Genomic DNA, 25,211 nt, shown 5'->3' on the forward strand with positions numbered 1-25,211 from the left:
CGCGGTCTAGCGATCGTCGACGGCCTTCGGGCCCGATAAAGCGCGGCGCATCGACTGGTGCTCGATGCCCGCTTCCCAGAAACGTTCGCCGTAGGGCTGGAACCCGTGGCGCAGGTAGAAATCGATGGCCGAGACCTGCGCGTGCAGCGACACCTCGCGCCAGCCGCGCTGGTGCGCCTCTTCGATCAGCGCCAGCAACATCGCATCGCCCACGCCCCTGCCGCGCCAGTCGCGCAGCACCGCCATGCGGCCGATCTTGTGTTCGGGCGTGAGGCGGCCGGTGCCGATCGGCGAGCCGTCGAAGGCGCGGGCCAGCACGTGCACGCAGTCCGGATCCAGCGCGTCCCATTCCTCTTCGATCGGGACCTGCTGCTCCTGCACGAAGACGGTTTCGCGCACGGTGCGCAAGTCGGGCAGGGCGGTGGCGTAGTCGACCACGTCCACGCGGAAGGGTTGGGTGGCGTCGTTCATTCGTCCTCGTCGGCGAGCATCTGGTAGTGGCCTGCTTGCAACAACGCAAAGACCGCACCACGTCCGGCCTGCGAAAGCGTCGTGTAGAGCGGGCCGTCGATGGCGTCGACCGCGGCCAGGCGCTGCGCCCTGTGAGCGCGAAGCCCAGCCCGCTGAAAGTACGCCGACGCGGGCATGAATCGCGCGGACGAAGGCGAAATAGTGACCGAACCACTCTTCATCTTTTCCCACGCAGCGGCGGGCATGCCAAGGAGGCGGAGTCGTACGAAGTCTGGGGGCGTGGAGCGCGCCCCACCGAGAACAGACGGCGCAGTGCCCGCACATACAAGGACCACGGCACGACCGAGGGCCGTTCGCCCAATCCGGCTTGCGCCTTCGCCAACGCATCCTCGATCAGCGCATCGTGCATCGGGCGGAAGAGCAGGGGCCAGGTGACGACGGCTGGCCAGCCGGCCCGCATCGAAAGCGTGTGTCGCAATTCGCACCCGTGCGGCAACCGCAACACGTCGAAGCGATGCGTACCATGGAATCCGGCGGGCGCATGGAACGCGAATACCACCGAATTGCCTGGCACATATTTGCAAACGGCGTATCGCACGGGTCCGTGGCCGCCTTCCGCGCCGACGCCGAGAGGTCGATCGAACACCATTGCCGGCCAGGCTTCGCGGGGCCAAATATGGTCCGTGTCCGAGGCAAGTGTGTCGAGCAATGCCGCGACGCGCGCAGCGGGGGCGTCGAAGATTCGGTGATGCACGTTGACGACGTTCACGGGGATCCGTTGCGGAGGAACCAAATCAAGGAACGCGTCATAGAAAGGAATGCTCACTGCGTACCCAGACGCCAGAGGCAGCGCCTGCAACAACTCCATGTCCGTTTCGAAGTTGTAGGCCTCTTCTGCGAGCGGTTCGCATTGCAAGTCTGCTCAAATTACGCGACGCGCGACGACCGTAGCGGCATTGCCAGCCATCTGCGCGCAAATAGGTTCGATCTGCAGGAAATGCGTTTCACCGCGAGCGATCGGTCGGTGTTCCACGCCTGCCGGGACCACGAAGCAGTCTCCGGGGCCAAGCTGAACGGTGTCGTGTCGCATATCGATGTCAAGCGCGCCCTGCAGGACGAAATAGAAATCGTCCGTCTCTTCGTGCGAGTGCCATGCAAAGGGTCCGTTGGACTTGACGACCGCCACATCCATGCCGTTGAACCGGCTGGAGATGCGCGACTGGAGGATCCCTTCGCACATGGATGGTTTCTGCTGGAGATTAACGGCGGTCATCGCGGTGTCCTGCGGAAAGCGGGGACACTTATCATGCGTGCGCGCGCTTGCGTGCAGCGGGCCATTCTGCGCCCTGCGCCAAAGGTCCATTCGCGTCAGAGAGCGCGGTGCATCACGTAGACGTCCACCGGTCCTAGCGCCGGGTGGCGGAAAGCACCGGGAATCGTTCCGACCACCGCGAACCCCAGCTTGAGGTACAGCGCTACCGCTGCCGCGTTGCTCGCGACGACGTAGTTGAAGACGATCGCCGAATAGCCGCGGCTCCGTGCTTCGTCCAGGCTGTGCTCGACCAAGGTGCGACCGATGCCACGACCCCTCGCGCCGGAGGCGACGATGTAGGTTGCGCTCGCCACGTGCGACCCCGAGTCTGGATAGTTGTCGCCGAGCTTGTAGATCCCTTCCACGCGGTCGTCGTCGGACGTTGCAACCCATGCTTGGTGGGGCCCGAACCAGTGTGCTTCGCATAGCGCATCCGGCATGGCCCGGAACGGCAATGTGTCTGCGGCGGCTGTCGCTTCGCGAACGATCGCGAACATCGATCCGGCATCGAAGCGCTCGGCCTTCCTGATGAGCATGACTCCTCCTTGGGCGCGCACTGCGTATTGCTGGCACGCGCGGGAATCATAGCGACAGGCGCACCTAACACCGGCCGAATGGTCTTGCCTGGTCTCGCGCCGAATGGCACGTGATTGGCCACGGATGCAGGTTGGAATGCCGCAAAGGGAGGTCAGCATGGACCTGGTTCTCGACGGAAACGGCCCGCGCTACATGCAACTGGTACGGGCGCTAAAACAGGCGATCGCGTCTGGGCGCCTGCCCGGCGGCACGCGCTTGCCCGCCAGCCGCGACCTCGCGCGCGACCTCGTTGTCTCCCGCACCACCGTGGTGGCGGCGTTTGACCAACTGCGCGCCGAAGGCCTGTTGACGGGACGTGTTGGGTCGGGGAGCTACGTGAATGCGCCGGCGTCGCCGACGCAGCGACCACCCGTTGCGCGCCGCTCGGTGTTGCCGCAAAGCGCCTACAGCCGGCGGGCACGCGAGCTGCACGACCCCGACGACCTCTCAGGTCGCCGGCTGCCCGGGATGCGCCACGCGTTCCAGTACGCGCTGCCGCTCGTCAATGCGGCGCTGAATACCGCGTGGCTGCGGGAACTCGGGCGCGCCGCGCCCTACGTCCGGCCGAACTACCCGATGCCGCAGGGGTTGCCATCTCTGCGCGAAGCGATCTGCAAGCACGTCACGCGCACGCGCGGGCTGCAGTGCACCCCCCAGGACATCCTCGTCGTAAGCGGTGCGCAACAAGCGATTTCCTTGGCCGCGCGCGTGCTGGTCGATCCGGGCGACGACGTGGTGATCGAAGAGCCGCAGTACTTCGGCGCTCGCACGATTCTGCAGATGCACGGTGCGAACCTCATCGGTGTCCCCGTCGACGCGGAGGGCCTGCGTACCGATCGGTTACCGAACCGTCCCGCCAAACTGGTCTGCCTCACGCCTTCGCACCACTTTCCCACGGGGGCGGTGCTCTCGCTTTCGCGGCGGATCGACGTCCTGCAATACGCGCGGCAGTGTGCAGGCTGGATCCTCGAAGATGACTACGACGGCGAGTTCCGCCAGGATGCGCAACCAGTGCCTGCGTTGCAGTCGATCGATCGCGATGGCCGCGTGCTTTACGTGGGATCGTTCTCGAAGACGCTGTTTCCGTCGATGCGCCTGGGCTACATCGTGATGCCGTCGGGACTGCACGATGATTTCCTGGCTGCCAAGTGGGCGGCGGATTTCGGCACGCCGGCCCTGGAGCAGGCTGCACTCGCGCAACTGATCACTACCGGCGCTTACGAGCGCCACCTCCGTGCAGCGAGCAAACGCCTGGTCGAACGCCGGCACGCGCTGTGCGATGCGATCGTGCGCCAGTGCGGTGCCCGGGTCACACTGCGGCCATCGCATGCGGGCATGCATGTGCTTGCCGAGGTCACGGGGCTGTCAGCGGCCGAGGGCGTCCAGCTGATCCGCCACGCGCGCGAGCGCGGCTTGGGGTTGTATCCGGCAACGAATTGCTACCTGGATCCGCCCGATCGCTGCGAATTGCTGATGGGTTATGGCGCGATGTCGACGCGTGATGTACGCGAGGCGGTCACGTTGTTCGCAGCGTGCCTGGACAGTTGGGCTTTGCGCGCGCATGGCCCTGCGCTGCGATTGGCCCACTCGCGTTGAACAGGAACGTCCAAGGTATGCCGTCCTCCGCCACGCCCCTCGATACCGTAGGCACACTTTCGATTACGCGACCCGGGATGCGCGCGCAGTCGTTGCGCATCGTACGCGTCGCCGCATCGGTTGCGGCCATCGACTTGCTGTTCACGCTGGGGTATTGGGCTTCGCAGGACATCGGTCCACTGAGGGTGCTGCAGGCGATGGCCGCGTGGATCGTCGGTCCGACCGCGGCCTCCCCCGGCGTTGCGCGCGCGATGGAGGGGCTGGCCGTGCACGTCGCAATCTACGTCGCCATGACGCTCGCGCTCGCCGCAATCGTGCGTGCGTGGCGCGCTAGATCGCAGCGGTGGTTCGTGTCTGGCGCCACTTACGGCATTGCGGCGTATCTAGTTGTCTACCAGGGCATCGTGCCGTGGATCGCAGCCCCGATCGTGCCGAGCCGCGCGCCGGACTGGATTGCTGCGTGCCTCGTGGTGCACGGCCTGCTGCTCGGGCCAATGATGCGGCAGGGGTTGCGCCCGCGCCCAGGCGGTGCGGCATGACGGCACGCAGCGGTACACGGCGCGGCCTCGTCGTGTCGTGTGCGTACGACCTCGCGCGCGTGGCGGGACTGGAAGGCATCACCATCGGTCGCGTCGCGACACTTTCGTGCATTTCCAAAAGCGGATTGCTCGCGCATTTCAACACTCGTGAGGGCTTGCAGATCGCGGTGCTGGATTTCGCCACCGAGCTCTTCTTGCATTCGGTGATGACAACTGCGAATCGCACGGAGCGCGGAAGGCCGCGCCTGCGCGCGATGATGCAGCAGTGGTTCGAATGCTTGCGCGACGCGGGTCCAGCCTGCGTGCTGCTCGCCGCCACCTGCGAATACGACGGCCGCACCGGTCCGCAGCGTGACCTGCTCGTCCGATATCAACAGCGGTGGCGCGCCGAAGTAGTGAGTGCGATCGATCTTGCGCGACAAATGGATGAGCTGTCGCCCGGGGAGGAGTCGGCACAGGTGGCATTCGAGCTGTGCGCCATCGCGATTGCGTTGCACCACCAAGCCAGCGCGCTCGGCTACGATGCCGCGCGCCTGCGCGCAGATATCTCGCTAGAGCGCCTGCTGAGCACGCTGAGCCTGCACGCATGAACGAGTTCAGATGATCGAGATCCATCCCTGCGACACCGACCCGCTGATGCGCGCGGCCTCGTGCGGGAACAAGTCGCATCATCGAAGAATGACATTTGCCGATTGGCGGAACCAATTCAAGCGCTAGCGATTGTGTATGTGGAGGGGCGGTCCGATGTCACAAGGCAATGACGCAACAAGCGCAGGGTCCATTGCCAACGTGGCAATCGCGTTCGGCGTGTGGGGGGTCATGCCGCTCTATTGGCATTTGCTCGCAGTCGTGCCGGCGGAGGAGATCCTGATCCACCGGATGTTCTGGAGTTTCGCCGTGCTGGCGGCCATCGTGCTGTTCCGCGGCAACTTCACCCCTGTCTTGAGCGCCTTGAAGTCGCGCGCGATCGGAGGGCCGCTTGTGCTCAGTTCCCTGCTGATCAGCACGAATTGGGGGCTGTATATCTGGGCGGTCAATCACGGCCGTGTCCTGGACGCCGCGCTGGGTTACTTCATCAACCCGCTCATGAACGTCGCTCTTGGTGTCGTGGTGCTTGGGGAACGGATGCGTCCCGCGCCATGGGTCGCTGTCGTGATCGCTTCGGCTGGAGTGGTCGTCCAGGCAGCGAAGGTTGGACATGTTCCGTGGATTGCGCTTGCGTTGGCGCTTTCGTTTGGATGCTACGGGCTTGTTCGCAAAATCGTCGCGGTCGATTCGTTGGTCGGCTTCTCAGTTGAAACCGCGTACATGGTCGTCCCGGCAGGGATCGCGCTTGCTTGGTACTCCTGGAGCGGCCACGGGATCTTCTTGAATGCAGCATCGCCGGATCACCGACTCTCTCTCGATGCCTTGTTGATACTCACGGGGGCGGCCACGGCCTATCCGCTGATCGAGTTCTCCAAGGGGCTGCGCGTCGTTCCCATGGCGACGGTGGGGCTGATGCAGTTCATCGCACCGATCTTGCAATTCGCCTGCGGCGTGCTGGTGCTGGATGCGCCGTTCGCGCTATCAGACGCAGCGGGTACCTGCTCGTATGGGCAGCACTCATTCTGTTCACTGCCGACATGTTGAAGACATCGCGCGCCGCGCGCCGTGATCGATAACGAGAAAGGTGTTCGCACATGGGGCGCCCGAAGGTTGGCGCTGCATACGTAGTCCTGGCACACGGCGCGAGCGACCGCGAACACGGGTAGCTCAAGATTCGAGGCAGGGCGGAGTCGTATTCGGCGGCCCTTCCGAAAAGACGGTTTGGGCGCCCAGCCTTTCAAAGGTGAGGTTGACCGTGCGTCCTAGCGCCCGCGTTCGATGCGTGGTGCCTCTCGGAACCACCAAGCATTCCCACTGAGTCAGCGTGACTTGCGCGCCGTTGGCGAAATCGATCTGGAGGCTTCCGGTGACGACGAGGAACAACTCGTCGGAGTCCGGATGGTGATGCCAACGATACTCACCTTCGAAGACCGCCAGGCGCAGGCACTCCTGGTTGATGTTCGCCAGCACCTTGTTGGTGTATGAACCCGTGATCCGAGTCTGCTCGGCGAATATGTCAAACATCGACATGGCAGGGAACTCGGCAGCAAGCGAGGCGTGCTCTTCTGCCGTTGGAAAAGTGGAATTCATGTCAGGCTCGCCCACTACTGCATGATGGCTGGTGGATTCTCGACGAAAGGCGCGATTAGTTGTCCCGTTTGATGATGGCGATCGTGCTGCAGGACCTGCATGCTTAGCGGCCCGCCCGCGATCGCGGCTAAGCAATCCAGGCGGGAGCCCGCCAACAGGTTTCCCCCCCGCGCTTGAGCAATGGTGTGTGGTGACGACAGCCTTCGAAGAAGTAGTGGGTGACCAGACTATGGCGCGTCCGGTTGCGATCCAGTTGCACTGAGCCGCCATGGAGGAGATTCGCCGCCCAGATGAATGCTTGGCCCTTTTTGATGGTTGCGTATTGGGCAACCATTCCGGCGCGGGCGATGCGATCGGCGATCATGCGTTCGTAAGCTAGGTAGTCGGCCGTGGCGTCGCGATCGCGGCGATGTTGGCGCTTGAGACGAGCGAGGCCCCTTCGCAACCACAAGCGTATGTGTGATCCCGCAAGGAACAGGTCGACATCGGACAGTGTGGCTTCGGGCCACGCATGGGTCCCGGGGTAATACGCCACTGGCCCATTTGAGTGGTCGATGTCTTCGAGCGCGACCCAGACTCCGCACATGAAGCCGGCGGGATCGGAGTTGAAGTGGATCGTATCGGAGTGTGTCTTCTGTTCGGATCCAACTCGGAAATTTAGCGTCTGGAATGGCAAGGGCTGTCGATCGTAAAGATCGCGAAGCGCACCGATGACGCGGGGTGCGACTGCCATGGCTTTGATCTGCTCGACAATCTTCCACGCATCCTGGATTCGCCGGTCGTCACGATAGGCCACGACACTCGCAGTCGTGTCTGGCGTTTGGTCGGAATCCAAGTAGAGGGAATCCAGTGCTGCGACGGCGCTGTCGATAAGCTTTAGCGGAATCCCGGGGTCGAAGATCAGGTATCCGTCTCGTGCGAACTGGTCCTTCTGGGCGGCGGATAGCACGCGTTGAGGGTCGACCGCCGACGTGCCCTCAGTCGGCTGGAGGTGTGTCGAGTCGTGCACAGCGCGATCCCAGATTCGGTCCAGGACCTCAGTGTGTTCGGGGGCAGAGGCAGATTTCGTACCAATTCGAGAGCGTCGAAGCAGCCCAAAGAGTTGCGACTACTCACTCGGGTTGAATTATGGGTATGCGTCGTAAAATAATCTAAAAATACATGCAAAAACAAAGGCCTAGAATGCTGGTTCGAGTCCTCTCCTGGGCACCAATCAGAAGTCCGGCGCAGTCCACCGCGGTCCGGGCATTCACTCAAAACCCCGCCGCAACGCGGGGTTTTTTGTTGCCCGTCGCCGGCCGGCGCCGCGACCCGCGCGTGAAATCGACCGACACGCCGCGCCCGCCCATAATGCCGGCCGCCTCGTCCAAGCCGGCCCCATGAACGCTCCATCGAACCTGCGCTTCCTCGATGCGCCCGGCGAGGTTGCGGCCATGATGCGCGCGCACGACTGGCGCACCTCGCCCCTGGGTCCGCCGGAACACTGGCCGCAGTCGCTGCGCAGCGTCGTCAGCCTGATGCTGCGCTCGCAGTTCCCGATGTTCGTGGCGTGGGGGCCGTCGCTCGGGTTCCTCTACAACGATCCGTATTCGGAGATCCTCGGGACGAAACATCCCGACGCGCTCGGGCGGCCGTTCGAGGAGATCTGGTTCGAGATCTGGGACGACGTGGGCCCGCTGGCGCGGCGCGCGCTGGCCGGCGAAGCGGTGTACTTCGAGAACCTGCCGCTGACGATGCTGCGCAAGGGCTACGAAGAGCACACGTGGTTCACCTTCTCCTATTCGCCCGTCATCGACGAGCAGGGCGAAGTCGCGGGCATGTACTGCGCGTGCACGGAAACCACCACGGGCGTCACCGCCGAGCGCATGCGCCTGGCGCAGATGCAGCGGCTGACGTCGCTGTTCGCGCAGGCGCCCGGCTTCGTGGCGGTGACGCGCGGGCGCGAGCACGTGTACGAGATCGCCAATCCAGCGTACCTGGCGCTGGTCGGGCGCCAGAACATCGTCGGGCTCTCGGTGCGCGCGGCGTTGCCCGAGCTCGACCAGAAGTTCATCGACCAGCTCACGCAGGTGTTCGAAACCGGCGTGCCCTACATCGGCCGCCGCGTTCCCGTCGGCCTGCGGCGCGAAGGCCAGGACGAGATCGAGGACCGCATCGTGGACTTCGTGTTCCAGCCGATCGCGGACGACGACGGCCGGATCGACGGCATCTTCATCCAGGGCACCGACATCAGCGACCGCGTGCGCGCCGAAGCGGACCTGCGCGACAGCGAAGCGCGCTTCCGGACGATCACCAACGCGATGCCGCAGATGGTGTGGTCGGCGCTGCCGGATGGATACAACGACTACTACAACCAGCAGTGGTACGAATTCACCGGCCTCACCGCGGGCACGACGGAAGGCGAACGCTGGGCGGAAGTCCTGCACCCCGACGACCTGCCGGGCGCGTGGGCGCGCTGGCGGCATAGCCTGGATACCGGTGAGGAGTACGACATCCAGTTCCGCCTGCGCCACCACGCGGGCGACTATCGCTGGGTGCTGGTGCGCGCGGTGCCCGTGCGCGGCGACGACGGTGCGATCGTGCGCTGGCTGGGCACGGCCACCGACATCCACGAGCAACGCGTCGCGCAGGATGCGCTGGAACGCAGCGAGCGCGCACTGCGCGAGGCGGACCAGCGCAAGGACGAATTCCTCGCGATGCTTGCGCACGAGCTGCGCAATCCGCTCGCGCCGATCAGCACCGCATCGCAGTTGCTGTTGCTGACGTCGGATCCCACGCGCGTGCGCATCGCCGGCGAGGTGATCGGACGCCAGGTGCGCCACATGACGGAACTGGTCGACGACCTGCTCGATGTCTCGCGCGTCACGCGCGGCCTGGTGCACCTGGACCTGGAGACGGTCGACCTCAAGTCGGTGGTCGCCAGCGCCATCGAGCAGGTGCGCACGCTGATCGAAGCGCGCGGCCATGCCTTGCGCACGCGCCTGCCGCCGGGTCCGCTGTGGGTGCGCGGCGACCGCACGCGGCTGGTGCAGATCCTGGCCAACCTGTTGAACAACGCGGCCAAGTACACGCAGGAAGGCGGCGAGATCGACCTGGACGCGGAAGCCGCCGACGGCAACGCCTGCGTCCACGTGCGCGACAACGGACAGGGCATCGACCCCGTGCTCCTGCCGCGAATCTTCGACCTGTTCACGCAGGCGGATCGTTCGCCCGACCGCACGCAGGGCGGGCTCGGCATCGGCCTGGCGCTGGTGCGCAGCCTCGTCGCGCTGCACGGCGGTGCGATCACCGCCGACAGCGCGGGCCGCCACCACGGTGCGGTGTTCAGCGTCAGCCTGCCGCAGGTGCAGGGGCCCGTGTCCGAAGACGTGCGCACCGAGGTGACCGCGCCGCGCGAAGACGCGGTGCTGGACATCGTGGTGGTCGACGACAACGTCGATGCCGCGAAGACCTTGCAGTCGTTGCTGCAGGCACTCGGGCATCGCGCGCGCGTGTTCCATCGTGCCGGCGACGCCTTCGATGCGATCGTCGCGGCGCCGCCGCACGTGGCGTTCCTGGACATCGGCTTGCCGGACATCACCGGCCACCAGCTCGCGCGCCGGATCCGTGCGCAACTGCGCGAACGCACGGGACTGCTGGTCGCGCTTTCGGGCTACGGGCAACCGCACGACCAGGCCGCCTCGCGCGACGCGGGGATGGACGTGCACCTCGTGAAGCCCATCGACCAGGCGACGCTGCTGGACGTGCTGGCGCGCGCGGGGCAGGGGAAGCGCTAGGCCGGCGGCCCCGGCACCGCGTGCGAATCCCCGAACCTGCAGTAATCGCTGCGCGGGTCGATCGGCGGATCCTTGCGGCCCTGCGCCTTCAGCGCCGCGCGCATCTGCGGCCACGTCATGTTGCCTTCCGGCAGCATGCCGCCGTTGAAGCGCAGTTCGCCGCGGGCGCGGTCCTGCGCATTCCTGTTCCATGCACTCGCGCCGCCCACGCGCACGCCGCGATACACCGCGCGGCGATCCAGCCAGCCGACGTTGCTTTCCTTCATCGCGATGACCAGCAGGTTGTCGGCCTGGTCGCGCGTGCAGCGCTGCGACCAGTACAACCAGTCGTGGATCACCGCCGCGCGCGTGTACGTGCCGTTCTTGTGGATCAGCGACTGCAGCGCGGGCGGGATGCTCGCCTTGTCGTGCACGAAGCCGCTCGGGACGATGATCCACACGCCCGACTGGCCGATCTCCCAGCGCAGGGGCGGGGAGGTGATCGTCCAGTTCTGGCCGTCGGCGAATTCCATTTCGCCGGAAGGGTTGGGCGGGGCCTGTGCGAAAACATCGGCGCAGGCCAGCAGGCCGAGCCACAACAGGCAGGCGATTCCCTGGGTGCGTGTCATCGAGCGACTCCCGGCGTGGCGTGCATGCATGCAACCAAGGGAACGCCGGCATGCACCGGCGTCGGCCACGCCGTCGCAGCGGACGGCGCGGTCGGTTACTGCACGCCTTCGATCACGCGGATCGCCGTGGCGGCCTTGTCCGGCGGCTGCGCCAGCGCCATCGAGTAGAGGCGCTGGACGAACGCGCACTGCTGCGGCGTGGTCCAGTCGCGCCACGACTCGGGATGGCCCTGGCGCATGCGCGCGGAGAATTCGGTGCGGATGGCGATGTCGGCGTCCCGCGCCATGTTGGCGTCGAACGACGCGCGCGGTGCATTGGCGGGAATGGCGGCCATCAGGTCCGCGAGCGCTTCGAGCCTGCGCCGCTTGGTGTCCGGATCCGGCGTGCCCTGCGCGGCATCCACCAGCGCGACGCACACGTTGGGGTTGCGCCCGTCGATCCCCTCGCCGTACAGGCCGAGCATCTGCGTCGCCCATCGCAGCAGCGCATCGTCGGGCGCATGCGACATCGCGAACGCGCGCGCCTCGGTGTTCATCGCATCGCTCGCCGGCGCGAGGCTGCGACCCTCGCGCTGTGCGGCGCGCAAGGCTTGGGCGTGGCGCAACGCCGGGCCGGGCGAGGCCACCGCGTAGGCGAGATACAGCCTTCGCGCATCGCCCTCGGCGCCATCCCGCCGCAACATGTCCGCCATCACCAGCTCTGCGCGTCCCGGCGTCGCGCCGGCGTCGTTGACGACGCGCAGCGCAACGCCTTCGTCGACCAGTTCCACCGCCCCGATCCACTCCATGCTGTCCGGCGATGTCGTGGAGCGCTTGGCGAGCAACGCTTCGCTGAACCCCGCGCCTTTCAGGATGGCCTGCGACGGCGCTTCGGTCAGGGCGAGGCCCGCGTCCTGCCATTCCTTCGGCATGTCGCCGGAGCCGCGCGCCTGGTGCAGGCCGATCGCGCCGCTGATGCCCATCTCGCGCGTCGGCGACGCCGCCCACAGCAGGACGCACGCACTGGCGCATTCGCGATCGACGCGCACGCGCAGGTCGCGCGACTGGATGACGGCCGCGACCTTCAGGGCGTCGTCGACGAGGCCGCCGGGGCTGTCGATCTCGATGGTGGCCAGGTGCGGCGCGCGCGCGAGCAGCGCGTTGAAGTCGCGGGCGAAATCGCCGGCGATGTACCCCTTGATCTGCACCACGTCCCCGGCGGCGTTGAGCACCATCGACGCGTTTTCGTTTTCATGGCGCGCGCGATCCACTTTCGCGCGTTGCCGCATCAACCCCGCGCTCATCAGGCTCGTCGCGACGAACAGCAGGACGCCGACGGCCAGCGGCAAGCGCATGCCGCCTCGCTCGGCGGCGCGGCGCATCGCAACGGCCAGCAACGCGACCGCCAGCACGCCCGCCACGACGATCAGCGCGATCTGCGCGCCCATCGAGCGCAACGGCGTCGGCAACGCGTCCGCGAACACCGCCGACGGCACGCCCACCCCGATCGCCATGAACGCCACCACGCCCGCGCCCGCACCCGCGGCCCATCCCCAGGGATGGCGCGTCGGACGCGCCTTGCGTTCCCAGCGTGCGCCGAGCGATGTCCAGCGCGCTTCGCCGGGCTTCCACGACATCGTGGTGACCCCATGCTGGCCCTTGTCGAAGGCCTTGCGCACCTCGTCTTCCGCGAGCGGACCCAGTTGGCCCGCCGGTGTCTGCAGGTAGATCGCGTCCATGGTTACAGCGCGCGAAGGAGGATGAAACCTCCCACGATCGTGATGATGCCGAGGCAATACAGCGCAACCTGGCCCGAGCCCTGCGGGCGGTGCGTCACCACCCACGGTTGATCCTTGTCCCACGCGGTCACGCCCTGGTCGCTGAGGCGCGAGTACGCGAAGGCATGCGTGAACAGCGCCACCAGCGGAATCCCCAGCCCCATGCCCTTGAGGAACACGCCGACCTCGCGGTTGAGCGCGGCCATGATCCCGATCGGCCGGCCGTCCTGCCGCGTGACGCGCACGCCGAAGACCCACTTGCCGATGGTGGAACCGCTCGTGCCGAGCAGCAACGCGGTGATCGGCAACACGAGCGCGCACGTCGCGATGCCCGAGACGATGGAATTATCGACCAGCGGCGAGGCGAACACGGTTTCATACAACTGCGTGCTGATGCCGGCCATCGCGAACGCAGTCACCAACCACGCCAGCGCACCCAGCACCAGCACATCCAGCGAGCGCGCGAAGTAGCGGCGCCACGGCGAAGGCGTCGTGTCCTGCCAGCCGTCGTCGCTCACCGCCAATGTCGGCGGCACCACGACGCGCGGCGGGAATCCCGGCACGTCCGAGGGCGGCTCCGACGCCAGGGCGGAGTCGCGGAACGGCACCCAGTCGGGCATGCCTTCGGTGCGCACCAGCGCGTCGTCGTCGAGCAACCCCGTCCAGCGCAGGTAGGCGATGTCCGCCCGCGTGCGGGCCTCGGCGTTCCCGTCGACCAGCACGTACCAGATCTCGCTCACGCCCCCGTTCCCCTGTCCCCGATCCCCGGCCGTGATGGTAGCGCGACGGTCCCGTTCGCGAACTGCAATCGCATTCACGGATCGGGCGAGCAGCGCGTAGCAAAGCGCGGTTGGCAAGCGGCAGTGACTCGGATAAAAAATCGCATCGCCAAAACCCCGGGGGAGTTCCATGAAGAAGCAGGCCGCAGGTTTCACCCTGATCGAGTTGATGATCGTGGTCGCGATCATCGCGATCCTCGCCGCCATCGCGATCAGCCAGTACCAGGATTACGTGATCCGCTCGCAGGTCTCGGAAGGCTCGTCGCTCGCCGACGGCGTCAAGACCGCGGTGGGTGAGTTCGTCAACAACCGTGGCTACTACCCCGCCGCCAACTCGTCGGCCGGCATCGCCACCGCCGCGTCGATCAAGGGCGAATACGTCAGCGACGTCAACGTCGGCACCACCACCGGCGTGATCATCGCCACCTACGCCGGTTCCAAGGCCAACGCCAAGCTGTCCACCGCGCCGGCGAAGTCCTTGTCGTTCTCGGCCGTCCGCAACGCCGGCAGCCTGGAATGGCACTGCAAGAGCGCCACGCTCCCGCAGAAGTGGTGCCCGAGCTCGTGCGCCTGCAGCGGCGCGCCCTGATCGGCAGCTTCCGCAGCCACGGTTGGAAAAGACGAGCCCCGCGAATGCGGGGCTTCGTTTTCCTGCGTCATTCGCGAATCAGGTAGGTCAGGATCGCGACCCGATCGTCTCCGCTGCTCCCGAACTCGACGGCGGGTTCGCCGATCTTTGCGGAGCGATACCAGGGTTCTTCGTGCATGCGCCAGATCACGTCCTGCCATCGCTCCACGGCATCCGGTGTCTCCTGCGGCGTCCGGCTCACCGCGAGCACCTCGCACATCGTGGATCGACATTCCATTCGGACGGTGACCACCAGGCGGGCGTCCTGCTGCCTGGAGAGGTAGTCACGCAGGTGGCCTTCGACGAAGTCGGCCCACTCGGCGTCCCGCTTCTCCGCCATGAAGGCGACGTGGTTTTCGCGGCCCATCGTCGTGGGAATCGGAATGCCGTTGGCCGCCGTGGGATCCAGATAGTCCGCGATGACGGATTCCGGCGGGGACAGCGCGGGTTCGGAACGTGGCGGGATCGACGATGCAGTCGCTGGCGGAGCGGCGCCGCCATCGCGCGATGCAACGTCACCTGCCTCGGGCAGCGGCGTGCGGGATCCGGACGTCGTGGAGGCCGCAGCCTCCGTTGTTGCGTCGTGCACGTCCGCCGAAGGATGGGGCTCCCGCGCGCAGGCCGCCAGGCAGAACACCGGCGCGATGCATCCGAGTGCCAGGACCTTCCATGCGGACGTTTTCATCCATCCTCCGGCGTTGTCCGATTCGTCATCGCGCGGACGCTACAACGTCGCCCTGCGCCCGGTGCAATCCTGCACCCCGCCGACCGGGAGTGAGTGAATGACGCCGAACGAGTGGCACCGCATCGTGGAAGCCCGGGATCTCCAGGACGTCCCGCGCCTGGTCCTGGCGACCAACGCCGCCGGGGAGGCGTTCTGGATCCTGGATGCGCGCTCCACCGGCGACTTCGATCCGGATTCTCCGATCTACACGCTCCACGACGCGGGCCACCGGCTGGAGGAAGCCCTCGCACGCTTCGCGCTGCACGGCGCCGACCCGGCATCGCTGCCGCCCTTCGGCTGCATCCCCGTCGCGCACGTGCTGTTCGACGAAACGCGGCGCGAGGCGTTGAAGCTCACCAGCCCGCCGATCACCTGACTCACTGCGCCGACGCAGGCACCTCGCTCCAGCTGCTGTCCGGATCGAACGCTTTCATCGACTTCGCCTGCGCTTCGCCGCCCGGCCCGAGGTCCTTCTGGAACAGCGTGCCGTCGTGGCTGATCATGAAACTCATCACGCCGGTGTCGTCGTACTTCGCGGGCCAAGCGATCAGTGCGAAACCGCGGCTCATGTTGTCGCCGAGCTTGTAGTTGTACGCGCCGCCCGGTGCCGACGGCCCCTGTGCTTCCAGGATGCGGAAGTGATAGCCGTGCCAGTCGCTGCCCGGCGTGGCATCGCCGAACAGCGGGCCGAGCGGGCTGATTTCGCCGCTGTCGTCTTCGGCCCAGTACAAACCGTCGTGCTTGCCGTCGGTGCTGAAGAACTTGCGCGCGTACTCCATCACGCCGTCGCCGTTGCGATCTTCTTCGGCGTAATCCATCTGCGCGTCGTGGTAGGCCTTCGCGGCTTCGATCGCAGCGTCTTCGTTGCGGCCGATGCGGCGAACGCGGATTTCATCGGCGGCGGCGCGCGTGTCGAAATGCCAGCCCTTCGCGTCCTTCGCCAGCGGGATGGGCAGCGTCCACGTCGTGTTGGTGCCGACCACCAGGTGCGCGGTGCCGTCGCTCCCGGTCTGGATCGCGTGCTTCTCGCCGTAGGCCTTGAGGAACGCGTCGACGTCCGTGCGTTCGACGCCTTCGATGGGAATGAACGTGCGCCAATCCTTGCCGAGCAGCGCGGCCAGTTTCGCCTGGTCGGCCTTCTGCGTGCCGAGTGCATCGACGAACGCCTGCGCGGCGGCGTCGGTGGTGGGGTAGGCCTGCTGCGCGAAGGCGGGCGTGCAGGCGAGGGCCGCCATCAACAGCAGCGTGCGGGGAATGCGAAGCGCGGCGTGATGCATGGCGAACTCCTCAGCGATGGCGACCACCGCCGCCCTGCCGCGCGCCGCCACTCTGGCGCGGCGCGGAAGCCTGGCGGTTCACTTGTTGTCCCGCGGGACGCGATGCGCCGCCGCCGCGCTGGCCGCCGCCGCGCCCGCCGCCCGCGCTGGCCTGCCGCGCCTGCGCGTGGCTGGCCTGGCCGCGTTGCGCCTGCGCGCGCGCCTGCTGCGGTTGGCGCGCGCCCTGGAAGGCGTTGTCGCGCGCGCCGGACTGCGCGCGCTGCTGGCGTTGCGCGGCCTGCCGCGACTGCGACGTGGATTCGCCGCGCGGGCGATGGTTCTGTTGCGACTGCTGGCGGCGTGCGCCATCGTTCGATGCCATCTGCTGGCGATCGCGCGCGCCCTGCGCACCCCCCGCGCGATCCCGCGCCGTCTGCTGCGCCCGATCGCGTTGCCCCGCGTTGCCGCTCGCGTTGCGGGCGCGTTCGCGCGCGGCATTGTCCGACGTTGCAGCGCGTGCACGATCGCGGGCCTGGTCGCGATTGCCGCCGCCCGCAAGATCGCGCGTCCCGGTGCCTGCGTTTGCGCGCGGTTCGACGCCGCGCCGTTCCATCGACGCCCGCGCCTGTTCGCGCGCCTGCGCACGTTGCGGGTTGCTGTCGCCCCGGAAGCCTTCGCGCGATTCCGCGCCGGGCAGTCGTCGGTCGTACTGTTCGCGGCTGGCGCGATCGCGGTACGGCACGCCATCGCGGTTCACCGCGTTGTGCTGCCAGCGGTTGCTGCTCGCGTTGATGTTGCTGTTGACGTTGATGTTGTTGTAGCGGTTGACGTTGATGTCGATGTCGTCGCCGCCCCAGTTCATGTCGCCCCACAATGCATTGGTGATCGCCACGCCCGTGCCGAAGGCCAGGCCCGCCATCAACGCGCTGCCCGCGTAATACGCCGGCGGCGGCGGGTAGTACGCGGGCGGATACCCGGGGTTGGGCCACGCACCGTAGACCTCGGTGGGGTTGTAGCTGGGGACGTACACGACTTCCGGATCCGACGGCGCGATGACGATGGTCGACTGGCTCGACTGCCCGGATTCCATGCCGCCCTGCATCGGGGCCGTCTCCATCGGCGCGGCTTCACCGGCGGCAGGCGCGGGCGCAGCGGACACGCTGACGGTCTGGTACTTGTTGGATTCGAGGTTCCCGGCCGACTGTGCCTGGTGACGCAAGCGTTGCACCGCATCCATCACGTCGTCCGGTTGCGCGAGGAACGCATCGCCGAGGCGCTGCACCCACGCCGGATCCTGTCCGAGCGTCGCCAGTGCCTGCGGGAACGCGACCAGCGATTGCACGCTCGGATCCCACGGTTGAGACGCGACCTGCTGCACGGCGGCATCGCCGGTCGCCTTCGGATTCTGCTTCGACCACGCCGCGGCATCGGCGACATCGCCGGGATACGTCGCGGCCATCAACACCTGCGCGAGCAGCGGATCGGGATACAGCGCGATCGGCGCGACCATCTGGTCGAGTTCGGGCGGCGAGAACACCGCGTCCTTCACCGGCGCCGCCGCGGGGGCGGCCGCCACCGTCGAGGTTGGCGCGACCGTCGCGGCGGGCGCGACCGTGCGTGCTGCGGGCGTGGCGGCGGGCGTCGCGTCTTTCTTCCCGCAACCGCCCGCGACCACCAGCAGCAGCGCGACGGCCAATCGAAGTGAAGTGCGCATGGAACCTCCTGCGTGGCAACGCGGGGTCGACGGCATGACGACGGCATTATCGGGATCGCCCGCACCGGGCGGCACCGCAAAACTACTGGCCCGGGCACAGGTAAAACCACGTTCCCGCACGGACGGGCGGACGTTGTAACCTCGCGCCGGACCCACGTCGATTGACATCAAGGGAAGGAGAGGGCGATGAAACTGGCAGTCCTGGTGTTCGCATTACTGTCCGGCGTGGCGCAGGCGCAGGTCGCCGCACCCGCCACCGCGGCCGCTTCCGCCGGCGTCGACGAGGCCGCGCGTCCCAAGGTCACCTCGCAATCCTGGTCGATCAAGGTCGAGCGCAGCGCGAAGGCCGACGGCAAGTTGACGTTCCGCCTGTGGCGCAACGACACCGCGCCGATGGACGTGTCGATCGACGTCAAGCAAGGCCAGACCGACCGCGCCATCGCGCTCGCGCTGAAGAACGCCTTCCGCGACGTGCTCGACAGCCAGGATTTCCACGTGGAAGTCGCCGCCAACTACGTGCAGCTGCGGGCGCTGCGCGGCGAGCGACGCTTCGGGATCGAACTGGCCGCGCCGGTGATGGGCGTGGACATCGAACTCATCCGCCGTTGACCACGCCCGCGTCGATCAACCCCAGGCCCACCAGCCCGGAAATCAGGATCTGCAGCGACAGCCCGATCGTCAGCACGCCGACGATCGTGGTGAACAGCTGCAGCGGGATCGTGCCGATGAAGCGCAGGATCGGGCGCGCGTAGCGCATCGCCAGCAGGTTGAGCAGCATCACCGCGATCACCAGCGCCCCCACCGTGAGGCCACGTTCCATCTGCCGCGAGCGCGCCACGAGCAGGATGATCGCGGCCATCCCGTAGGGCGTGACCAGCATCGGCACCGCGATCCTGAAGGCCGAAGGGACCGGCGCGGCCGGGTCGGGGGCGACAGGCGGATGCATGTGCGCGTCGTACTCGGCCAGCACGCCGCGCAGCGACACCAGGAAGAACACCACGCCGGCGGCCAGCGTCATGGCCGGGATCGAGATGTGCCATTTCGACATCAACGCTGCGCCCACCGCGCCGCCGAGCAGGGAGGCGGCGAGCGCGAATGCGAACGCGCGCGTCGCCAGTTGCTTCGCTGCCCGCGGCTCGAGCGTGCGGGTCACGTCGAAATACGCGGCCGGCACCTTGAGCGGCGGCCCCAGCGTCACGAACAGCAGCACGAAGACATCCGACAGCCCCAGCATGTAATGCAGTTCCATGGCGACCTCGTCAGTGCTTCGGATACAGCAGCGTCAGCGTGAAGCGAACGCCCGAGTCCGGGCCGTCGCCGAACGCGGTCGGATACCAGCGCACGCCGCCCTGCAGGCTCACCATCTGCTGGCCCCAACGCGTCACCTTCGAATAGCCGAGGTTGAGCGGCACGTTCCAGTGCTCGCTTTTCCAGTCGTAGCTGGATTCGGCGTTGAGCGAAATCGTGCGGCCGCCGGACAGGCCTTTGGCCAGGAACGGTTGCAGGAACGTCGAGCTGACGTCCGCGCGATCGTCGGCGCCCGCGACGGACCAGAGGTGGTTGGCGAGCACGCCGTAGGTCCAGCCGCCGTGCGTCTGCTTCAGCGCGAGCACGCTCGGGCCGATGCCCCATTTCTCGCCGCCGAGGCGATCGTCGGTGGCGGTCGGCAACAGGAAGACCGGGCCCGCGGCGAGGATCCATCCGCCCGCCGTCGGTGCCTTCGGCGAGAAGAAGAACGTCGGCGTGGTATCGCCGAGCCCGAACTGGCTGCCGGAATTGCCGAGCACATCGTCCTGCTGGATCACCGGCACGATCACGCGCGTGACCAGGTTCCATTGTTCGTTCAAGGAATGCGGGATCACCGGCTGGATGTTGAGCGTGTGCTTCACGCCATCCTCGGGCCCGATGCTGAAGTCCGCGTTGTACTGGAACGGCACGCTGACCAGCGAGGCGACGGGATTGGAGAGTTGCTTCGCGAGTTCGTCCGCGTTGTCCTGCGCGCGCGCGAGCGGCGATGCGAGGATCGCCAACAACCACAGCCACTTTGCGATACGCATCGGCGTCGCCCTCAGAACTGGATGGTCGCGGTGACCATGATCGGATGGCCCTGGAAGCGGTTCTTGACGTCGAACTCGTACAACCAGCGCGCCGAGAACTCCACTTGCCCGCCTTCCCACTTCTTCGCATACGTCGCCAGCGGGCCGATGCCGAGCGAATGCCCGCGGAAGCCGTTCAAGCGATCGGCGGTGGGCCCGGTGTCGTCTTCGACCTGTTCGATCCAGCCGCCCGCCGCGCCCAGGCCCCAGCCATTCGGATAGCGCCGCATCAGCAACGCATCCACGCGGAACACCGCGCCGTTCTGGTAATCGGTGGCGTCGTTCTTCGTGTAGAAGTCCACCGCCGCCAGCGTGCTGAATTCCACTTCGCCCTTCGAGAACAGCTGCGTGTAGCCCACCGTCGGCGAATAGATCCAGGTGTTGAGGCTCAGGTTGGCGAGGCGGTCGGGATCGTACGAGCCCGTCGGCGCGCTGACGTACAAGGCCAGCGACATGTGCCTGGTCTGGCTGAAATGCCGGCTCGCGATCACCGGCACGAAGGTCGCATCGAACAGGCCCGAATCGCGGTCGTTGGTGCTCGCACCGAAGCGGCCGATGCGCACATCGGCGCTGGCATCCATGTCCGCGAACGGCACCGCGACCGCGGTGGCGTAGTTCCACTTGCCTTCGCCGGTGGGCCACACGTACACGCCGCTGAAGGCGAGCAGCTGCGCCGTGAGGTCGATGCCGAGCGCGGAGGTGCCGCCGATGGGCACTTCGCGTTCCGCGCCGATCGACGCGCCGTAGTAGATGTATTGCACCGACAGGTTGAAGCCGGGCGTCGCCGGCACCACGCCCGCGAAGTTCGTTCCCTGCACGCCGGTGATGGGGCGGCCCAGCGCGCCTTCTGACGCGTGCGCCGGCGCGAATGCCGCGCCCGAGCACGCGACCATGAATGCGATGAACGACGCGACGCGCGGCATGGCGAGGTCTCCACGGGCCCGGCATGCAGTAAGCCCGCCCCGGGTGGCGCGCGCCAACCCGATTTCTACGCAGTGCACCGCCAGTAGTTCTACTGGACGTCGGCCGGTTGCAGCGGGCAGCGCACTTCGAGGCGCGTCCCGCCGCCGCTGCGCGCGCGCAGGGTGAAGTGCCCCTGCAGGATCTTCGCGCGCTCGCCGATGCTGATCATGCCCAGGCCCGGCGACTCGCGCGCAACGCTGCCGCCACGCGGGGACAGGCCCACGCCGTCGTCGTCGATGCGCAGCACGATGTCGTCGTCGACGCAGGCCAGCGTGATGCGCGCCTGGCCCGCGCGCGCATGCTTCTCCACGTTGTGGATGCCTTCCTGCGCGATGCGGAACAGGTTGAGCTTCTGGTCGTTGCTCAGCGTGGGCGTGTCTTCCACGTCGCAGTGCACCTGCAGCCCGCCGGGATGCGTGCGGCTCTCGCACAGCGCGCTGAGCGATGCGGCCAGGCTGGTGTAACGCAGCATGCTGGGATGCAGGTCGTGCGACAGGCGCCGCACGTCCTCCGACACGCCCCGCAGGTGTTCCTGCATATCGTCCACGCGCGCGCGGTCTTCGCCTTCCATGCTGCGCTTGAGCGCGCTCATCTCGATGGAGATCGACGCGAGCGTCTGGCTGATGTCGTCGTGCAACTCGCGCGCGATCCGCACGCGTTCGCTTTCCTGCACGATCATCATCTTGCGGGCCAGCGCGCTCAGGCGGCCGTAGGCGTCCTCCAGCGACGCGCGGCTCACGCGGCGTTGTTCGGACAGCGCGGCCAGCACCAGCAGCACGCCCGTCGTGCCCAGCGCCCACATCTGCGTGCGCAGGATCGTCGCCTCGAACGTGTCGCGCACCAGCGGGCCAAGGCCGAGGCTGCTCTGTCCCAGCGCCATCGCGAACACGAACAGCCACGCGACGAACGCCCCCGCCACGCCGAAGGCCTGCAACGCCCAGATCAGGAACGCGGTGGGCGCGAGGAGCAGCAAGGGCGCGGTATTGCTGGTGGCCCAGTGCGAACTCCAGGCCAGCGTGAGCGCGAGCAGCAGCACGGTGCCCAGCGCGAGGGCGGGCCAGTGCGCCTGGCGCACGTGCCACGGTGTGCGGAGGTAATGCAGGCCGCCGATGAAGCAGGGCACCAGGATCAGGTACCCGATGCTGCGCGCCAGCACCACCTGCGACCACGCATCCGGCATGTCCACCAGGCCGAGCTGGTGCGTGGCGGCGCGCGCCCATGCGCCGCCGATCAAGGGCAGGGCCATGCCCGCGACGAGCAGCAGGCGCCCGATGTCGACGTAATCCTGGATGCCGTCGCGCGCCGGCGCACGCAGCAGCAAGCTCGCGCCCGCCACCAGCACGCATTCCCCCAGCAGCACCACGCAATGCGGCAACAACGGCCGGCCCATCCCGACGCAGAACAACGCACTGCCGAGCACCGCGCCGGCGATGCACGCGGGCCAGCGCGCGGTCGGCACCAGCAACAGGCAGCACATCAATACGGCGCCGGGAAACCAGACGACGTGCGTGAACACCAAATGCGTCCACGGCTCCACTTCGAGCGATTGCGCGAAGGCCGTGGCGATCCCGACGACGATGGGCGCGCCGAACCTCGATTTCGCGGACATGGCCCATTCCACGAATGCACTCCTCGCGCACCGGGCTGCCCTGAACAGCCCTTCCATACGTAGTGTCACGCGAACGGCTGCGATGCGAGGACAACATTCCGATACGCGGTTTTCACGGCGTTTGAACGGAGTTCACACAACTATCACGACTTGCCGCGCGACGGAGCGAGTGATGAGCGAGCACACCCACGTGGCACCGGGCCACGCGCCCGCGCGGGACATCGACCTCCTCCTCGCCGACGACCACCTGCTGGTCGCGCAGGGCGTCGAACGCCTGCTGATGGAATGCTTCGGCGACGTACGGCTGGTGCAGTCGGGCGAAGCGCTGGTCGCGGCGGTCGCAGCGTCCGAACCCGACGTGGTCATCAGCGACATCACCATGGAAGGCATCAGCGGCATCGATGCGATGCGGCAGCTGCGCGAACTCGGCCACGACACGCCTTTCATCTTCCTCACGATGCACGGATCGCCGGAGATGGCGGCCGAAGCCATCAACGCGGGCGGCAGCGGCTACGTGCTCAAGCATTCGGCGGGCGAGGAACTCGTCCGTGCGATCCAGGAAGTGCTGGCGGGCCGCACCTACATCACCCCGACGCTTGCCGTGCGCACGATCTCCGCCTCGGCGGCCCCGCGCACGGCGCCCGCGCTCACCGACAAGCAGAGCGACATCCTGCATCGCGTCGCGCGCGGCCTGCGTTCCAAGCAGATCGCCTGGGAACTGGGCCTGTCGGTGCGCACGGTGGAATCGCACAAGTACACGATCATGCAGGTACTCGGCGTCCACAGCACCGTGGACCTGGTGCGCAAGGCCTCGCGCATGGGGCTGATTTCCGGCTTCGAGGAAGAACCCGAAGCCGAGGAGCGCACGCACTGACGGCAGCCGCTACCGAGGTTCTGCTGGTCCGCGGCGCGTAGTTTTACTTGCCCGCCCTCGGTTGTTTTACCTTGGTGGACGAGCCTCCGCGCACTGCATGATGCTCGGCGATGAACGCGGGGCACTCCAGGTATCCGCCGCGGATCCTGTTGGCGGAAGACAGCATGTCGGTTGCGCGCCAGTTGCGCCGGCTGCTTGCGCGCGACTTCGAAGTGGTGGCGCTGGTGCGCGACGGCTGGTCGCTGCTGCAGATCGCGCGCGACCTCCTGCCCGATGCGGTGGTCACCGACCTGCGCCTGCCGGGCCTGGATGGACTGCCCGCGGTGCAGACCCTGTGCCGCGAGCGCAAGGACCTCGCCGTGGTGGTCACCTCGGTGCACACCGAACCGGAACTCATGGAGTGCGTCCGCGCCGCCGGCGCGCTGGGCTACGTGCTCAAGGACGACGCGGGCGACGACCTGATTCCCGCGGTGCACGCGGCGCTGGCGGGGCAGGTGTTCGTGTCGGCGTCGATCGCGGGGCGGCATCGCCACGAAGCGTCACACGATGATCGATAGCAGGCGCTTGACCACCTCGTCGAACGACACCGCCACGAACACCACCGGCAACAACGGCAGCGCCGCCGACAACGCGAGCGCGACCAGCACGTTGCGCGAGACCGGCACCAGCCGCATGCGCCGGATGCTGTCGAACACCGCGTTGAAATCCGCCAGCGCCGAGGGGTTGGGGCTGTCGAGCAGCGATTCGGCGCCGTCGCTCGTGCCTTTCTTCCAGCGCAAGTCGAATTCCAGCGACGCGCGCTGCCCGATCGCGGCGTACTTGAACAATGCATGCCGCTTGGCGCGCAGCAACGTGCCGCACAGCGACCCGAGCGGCAGCACCAGCAGCAGCGTGGCCGCGACGATCCAGCCGCCGAGCAGGTATTGCAGGCTCGACAGTGTCACGTGCTGGTACACGACGTGGTTGAGGCTGTTGCCCGCCACGATGCACCCGCAGGCGAACGCCATCACCGCGAAGCGCGATTGCGCATTGGCGAAGAAGGCGAGCCCGCCCGCACCATCGGGATGCGTGGGCTGCACGCGCAGGCCGATGCGCGCCAGCCGCCACAGCAGCCACGACCACAGCAGGTACCGCCACAGCCAGATCAAACCGACGAAGCGGAAGATCGAGAGCGACACCGCGTGGTACCACGCCCCCGCCGGCGTGAGCGTGCCGTCGGTGGCCAGCATCCACGTACGCAGGTGCCACAGGTCGCCGAGCGCCACCGCGCCGACCAGCGCCGGTGCGATCGCGAGCACCGCGCACACCAGTTCGGGCACCCACGAATCGCGCAAGCGGCCGGCGCGCGCGAGCAGGCCGTCGTAGGCCGCGCGTTGTTCGTCGAGCACGATGCCGCCGCGCCCCACCTGCCGCAGCGCCGCGCGCAGCAGCCGGTCGCACGGTGAAGCGGCCAGCACCAGCGCCGGCACGGCGAACAGGAAGCGCCCGATCACGAGGTAATCGCCGGCCAGGGGAATGGGTGCGCCGCCGCCCGGCAGCAGCGTGCCCGCCGACCACGCCATCACCGCCGGCGGACCGAGCGCGACCACCACCAAGGCGATCGCGATGAGCGTTGGCGTCTCGAGATCCGGGCGCACCAGGCCCATCGCGTGCAGCACGCGGAACACCGGGCCACCGCGCATGAGGGAGAGGTCGTCGCGCGCCATGGCGGCAGCATAGGCAGCCGGCGCGTGCGCGTTGGACAGTAAAACTACT

General features: G+C 67.3%; 28 protein-coding genes. 10 read left to right on the forward strand and 18 right to left on the reverse strand.

Translation table 11 applies throughout. The annotated features are described in order from the left end of the window. Nucleotides 1-6 precede the first annotated feature (6 nt). The 5 genes from LYSCAS_RS16015 to LYSCAS_RS11225 all read right to left on the reverse strand — a co-directional run bounded on the left by LYSCAS_RS16015 (nt 7) and on the right by LYSCAS_RS11225 (nt 2,319). Nucleotides 7-471 carry a GNAT family N-acetyltransferase gene (locus LYSCAS_RS16015; RefSeq protein WP_244858522.1) on the reverse strand — a complete coding sequence of 155 codons (465 nt, stop codon included), beginning with the start codon at nt 469-471 and terminating at the stop codon, nt 7-9. Next, nucleotides 468-716 (reverse strand): hypothetical protein, encoded by a 249-nt coding sequence (locus LYSCAS_RS11210; RefSeq protein ID WP_213434124.1) that lies wholly within the window; start codon nt 714-716, stop codon nt 468-470. The genes LYSCAS_RS16015 and LYSCAS_RS11210 overlap by 4 nt, the downstream gene beginning before the upstream one ends. Further along, complete coding sequence (locus LYSCAS_RS11215; protein ID WP_213434125.1) at nt 689-1,339, reverse strand: hypothetical protein; 651 nt, start codon at nt 1,337-1,339, stop codon at nt 689-691. The genes LYSCAS_RS11210 and LYSCAS_RS11215 overlap by 28 nt, the downstream gene beginning before the upstream one ends. Nucleotides 1,340-1,393: 54 nt before the next feature. Beyond that, nucleotides 1,394-1,744 carry a cupin domain-containing protein gene (locus tag LYSCAS_RS11220; RefSeq protein ID WP_213434126.1) on the reverse strand — a complete coding sequence of 117 codons (351 nt, stop codon included), beginning with the start codon at nt 1,742-1,744 and terminating at the stop codon, nt 1,394-1,396. Between the two features lie 95 nt (nt 1,745-1,839). Beyond that, entirely contained in the window at nt 1,840-2,319 is a 480-nt protein-coding gene (locus tag LYSCAS_RS11225) for a GNAT family N-acetyltransferase (protein ID WP_213434127.1), read from the reverse strand. Nucleotides 2,320-2,476: 157 nt separating this feature from the next. On the opposite strand from LYSCAS_RS11225, the gene pdxR reads away from it, so the two are divergent. From pdxR to rarD, 4 genes are all read left to right on the forward strand, one after another. Further along, nucleotides 2,477-3,955, forward strand: a complete 1,479-nt coding sequence (gene pdxR / locus LYSCAS_RS11230) for a MocR-like pyridoxine biosynthesis transcription factor PdxR (protein WP_213434128.1) — start codon at nt 2,477-2,479, stop codon at nt 3,953-3,955. Between the two features lie 77 nt (nt 3,956-4,032). Further along, nucleotides 4,033-4,494 carry a hypothetical protein gene (locus LYSCAS_RS11235; RefSeq protein ID WP_213434129.1) on the forward strand — a complete coding sequence of 154 codons (462 nt, stop codon included), beginning with the start codon at nt 4,033-4,035 and terminating at the stop codon, nt 4,492-4,494. Continuing rightward, entirely contained in the window at nt 4,491-5,084 is a 594-nt protein-coding gene (locus LYSCAS_RS11240) for a TetR/AcrR family transcriptional regulator (protein ID WP_213434130.1), read from the forward strand. The genes LYSCAS_RS11235 and LYSCAS_RS11240 overlap by 4 nt, the downstream gene beginning before the upstream one ends. Before the next feature lie 199 nt (nt 5,085-5,283). Then, complete coding sequence (gene rarD / locus LYSCAS_RS11245; protein WP_213434131.1) at nt 5,284-6,126, forward strand: EamA family transporter RarD; 843 nt, start codon at nt 5,284-5,286, stop codon at nt 6,124-6,126. Nucleotides 6,127-6,249: 123 nt separating this feature from the next. Here the strand turns inward: rarD and LYSCAS_RS11250 are convergent, their stop codons facing one another. Next, nucleotides 6,250-6,672, reverse strand: a complete 423-nt coding sequence (locus LYSCAS_RS11250) for a cupin domain-containing protein (RefSeq protein WP_213434132.1) — start codon at nt 6,670-6,672, stop codon at nt 6,250-6,252. Nucleotides 6,673-6,799: 127 nt separating this feature from the next. Next, the gene (locus LYSCAS_RS11255; RefSeq protein WP_213434133.1) at nt 6,800-7,621 is read right to left on the reverse strand and encodes a phytanoyl-CoA dioxygenase family protein; all 822 of its coding nucleotides are present in this window, start codon (nt 7,619-7,621) and stop codon (nt 6,800-6,802) included. Nucleotides 7,622-8,051: 430 nt separating this feature from the next. Between LYSCAS_RS11255 and LYSCAS_RS11260 the strand changes: the two genes are divergently transcribed. Next, the gene (locus tag LYSCAS_RS11260; RefSeq protein WP_213434134.1) at nt 8,052-10,448 is read left to right on the forward strand and encodes a hybrid sensor histidine kinase/response regulator; all 2,397 of its coding nucleotides are present in this window, start codon (nt 8,052-8,054) and stop codon (nt 10,446-10,448) included. On the opposite strand, the gene LYSCAS_RS11265 is transcribed toward LYSCAS_RS11260, so the two are convergent. The 3 genes from LYSCAS_RS11265 to LYSCAS_RS11275 form a co-directional block, all read right to left on the reverse strand. After that, the gene (locus LYSCAS_RS11265; RefSeq protein WP_213434135.1) at nt 10,445-11,056 is read right to left on the reverse strand and encodes a DUF1353 domain-containing protein; all 612 of its coding nucleotides are present in this window, start codon (nt 11,054-11,056) and stop codon (nt 10,445-10,447) included. The genes LYSCAS_RS11260 and LYSCAS_RS11265 overlap by 4 nt on opposite strands. A 95-nt stretch (nt 11,057-11,151) precedes the next feature. Next, entirely contained in the window at nt 11,152-12,774 is a 1,623-nt protein-coding gene (locus LYSCAS_RS11270; RefSeq protein WP_213434136.1) for a hypothetical protein, read from the reverse strand. Nucleotides 12,775-12,776: 2 nt separating this feature from the next. Next, nucleotides 12,777-13,553 carry an RDD family protein gene (locus tag LYSCAS_RS11275; RefSeq protein ID WP_213434137.1) on the reverse strand — a complete coding sequence of 259 codons (777 nt, stop codon included), beginning with the start codon at nt 13,551-13,553 and terminating at the stop codon, nt 12,777-12,779. 169 nt (nt 13,554-13,722) lie between these two features. Here LYSCAS_RS11275 and LYSCAS_RS11280 point away from each other — a divergent pair, with 169 nt between their 5' ends. Next, nucleotides 13,723-14,181, forward strand: a complete 459-nt coding sequence (locus tag LYSCAS_RS11280; protein WP_213434138.1) for a pilin — start codon at nt 13,723-13,725, stop codon at nt 14,179-14,181. Between the two features lie 67 nt (nt 14,182-14,248). Here the strand turns inward: LYSCAS_RS11280 and LYSCAS_RS11285 are convergent, their stop codons facing one another. After that, nucleotides 14,249-14,905, reverse strand: a complete 657-nt coding sequence (locus tag LYSCAS_RS11285; protein WP_213434139.1) for a hypothetical protein — start codon at nt 14,903-14,905, stop codon at nt 14,249-14,251. A gap of 97 nt (nt 14,906-15,002) precedes the next feature. Between LYSCAS_RS11285 and LYSCAS_RS11290 the strand changes: the two genes are divergently transcribed. Beyond that, nucleotides 15,003-15,320: a hypothetical protein gene (locus tag LYSCAS_RS11290; RefSeq protein ID WP_213434140.1), complete on the forward strand. Its 318-nt coding sequence runs from the start codon at nt 15,003-15,005 to the stop codon at nt 15,318-15,320. A 1-nt stretch (nt 15,321) separates the two neighbouring features. On the opposite strand, the gene LYSCAS_RS11295 is transcribed toward LYSCAS_RS11290, so the two are convergent. Continuing rightward, entirely contained in the window at nt 15,322-16,221 is a 900-nt protein-coding gene (locus LYSCAS_RS11295) for a DUF2950 domain-containing protein (RefSeq protein WP_213434141.1), read from the reverse strand. Nucleotides 16,222-16,231: 10 nt separating this feature from the next. Beyond that, nucleotides 16,232-17,914, reverse strand: coding sequence for a DUF3300 domain-containing protein (locus LYSCAS_RS11300; protein WP_213434142.1), 1,683 nt, complete (start codon nt 17,912-17,914; stop codon nt 16,232-16,234). Nucleotides 17,915-18,100: 186 nt separating this feature from the next. On the opposite strand from LYSCAS_RS11300, the gene LYSCAS_RS11305 reads away from it, so the two are divergent. Next, nucleotides 18,101-18,523: a hypothetical protein gene (locus tag LYSCAS_RS11305; RefSeq protein WP_213434143.1), complete on the forward strand. Its 423-nt coding sequence runs from the start codon at nt 18,101-18,103 to the stop codon at nt 18,521-18,523. Here LYSCAS_RS11305 and LYSCAS_RS11310 read toward each other — a convergent pair. The 4 genes from LYSCAS_RS11310 to LYSCAS_RS11325 all read right to left on the reverse strand — a co-directional run bounded on the left by LYSCAS_RS11310 (nt 18,510) and on the right by LYSCAS_RS11325 (nt 22,582). After that, a complete protein-coding gene (locus tag LYSCAS_RS11310; RefSeq protein ID WP_213434144.1) occupies nt 18,510-19,163 on the reverse strand; it encodes a MarC family protein in 654 nt (217 codons plus the stop codon). The two genes, LYSCAS_RS11305 and LYSCAS_RS11310, sit on opposite strands and share 14 nt — an antisense overlap. A 10-nt stretch (nt 19,164-19,173) precedes the next feature. Then, nucleotides 19,174-19,971, reverse strand: coding sequence for a transporter (locus tag LYSCAS_RS11315; RefSeq protein ID WP_213434145.1), 798 nt, complete (start codon nt 19,969-19,971; stop codon nt 19,174-19,176). A gap of 11 nt (nt 19,972-19,982) precedes the next feature. Further along, nucleotides 19,983-20,933, reverse strand: coding sequence for a SphA family protein (locus tag LYSCAS_RS11320; RefSeq protein WP_213434146.1), 951 nt, complete (start codon nt 20,931-20,933; stop codon nt 19,983-19,985). Nucleotides 20,934-21,022: 89 nt separating this feature from the next. Continuing rightward, nucleotides 21,023-22,582, reverse strand: a complete 1,560-nt coding sequence (locus tag LYSCAS_RS11325; RefSeq protein WP_213434147.1) for a sensor histidine kinase — start codon at nt 22,580-22,582, stop codon at nt 21,023-21,025. Nucleotides 22,583-22,754: 172 nt separating this feature from the next. Between LYSCAS_RS11325 and LYSCAS_RS11330 the strand changes: the two genes are divergently transcribed. Both LYSCAS_RS11330 and LYSCAS_RS11335 read left to right on the forward strand, forming a co-directional pair. Then, a complete protein-coding gene (locus LYSCAS_RS11330) occupies nt 22,755-23,456 on the forward strand; it encodes a response regulator transcription factor (protein ID WP_213434148.1) in 702 nt (233 codons plus the stop codon). 164 nt (nt 23,457-23,620) lie between these two features. Then, a complete protein-coding gene (locus LYSCAS_RS11335; RefSeq protein ID WP_213434149.1) occupies nt 23,621-24,013 on the forward strand; it encodes a response regulator in 393 nt (130 codons plus the stop codon). Here the strand turns inward: LYSCAS_RS11335 and LYSCAS_RS11340 are convergent. Next, nucleotides 23,996-25,162 (reverse strand): hypothetical protein, encoded by a 1,167-nt coding sequence (locus tag LYSCAS_RS11340; RefSeq protein ID WP_213434150.1) that lies wholly within the window; start codon nt 25,160-25,162, stop codon nt 23,996-23,998. The genes LYSCAS_RS11335 and LYSCAS_RS11340 overlap by 18 nt on opposite strands. Nucleotides 25,163-25,211: the final 49 nt, after the last annotated feature.

This window comes from Noviluteimonas caseinilytica (assembly GCF_018406605.1).
Taxonomy (GTDB): domain Bacteria; phylum Pseudomonadota; class Gammaproteobacteria; order Xanthomonadales; family Xanthomonadaceae; genus Noviluteimonas; species Noviluteimonas caseinilytica.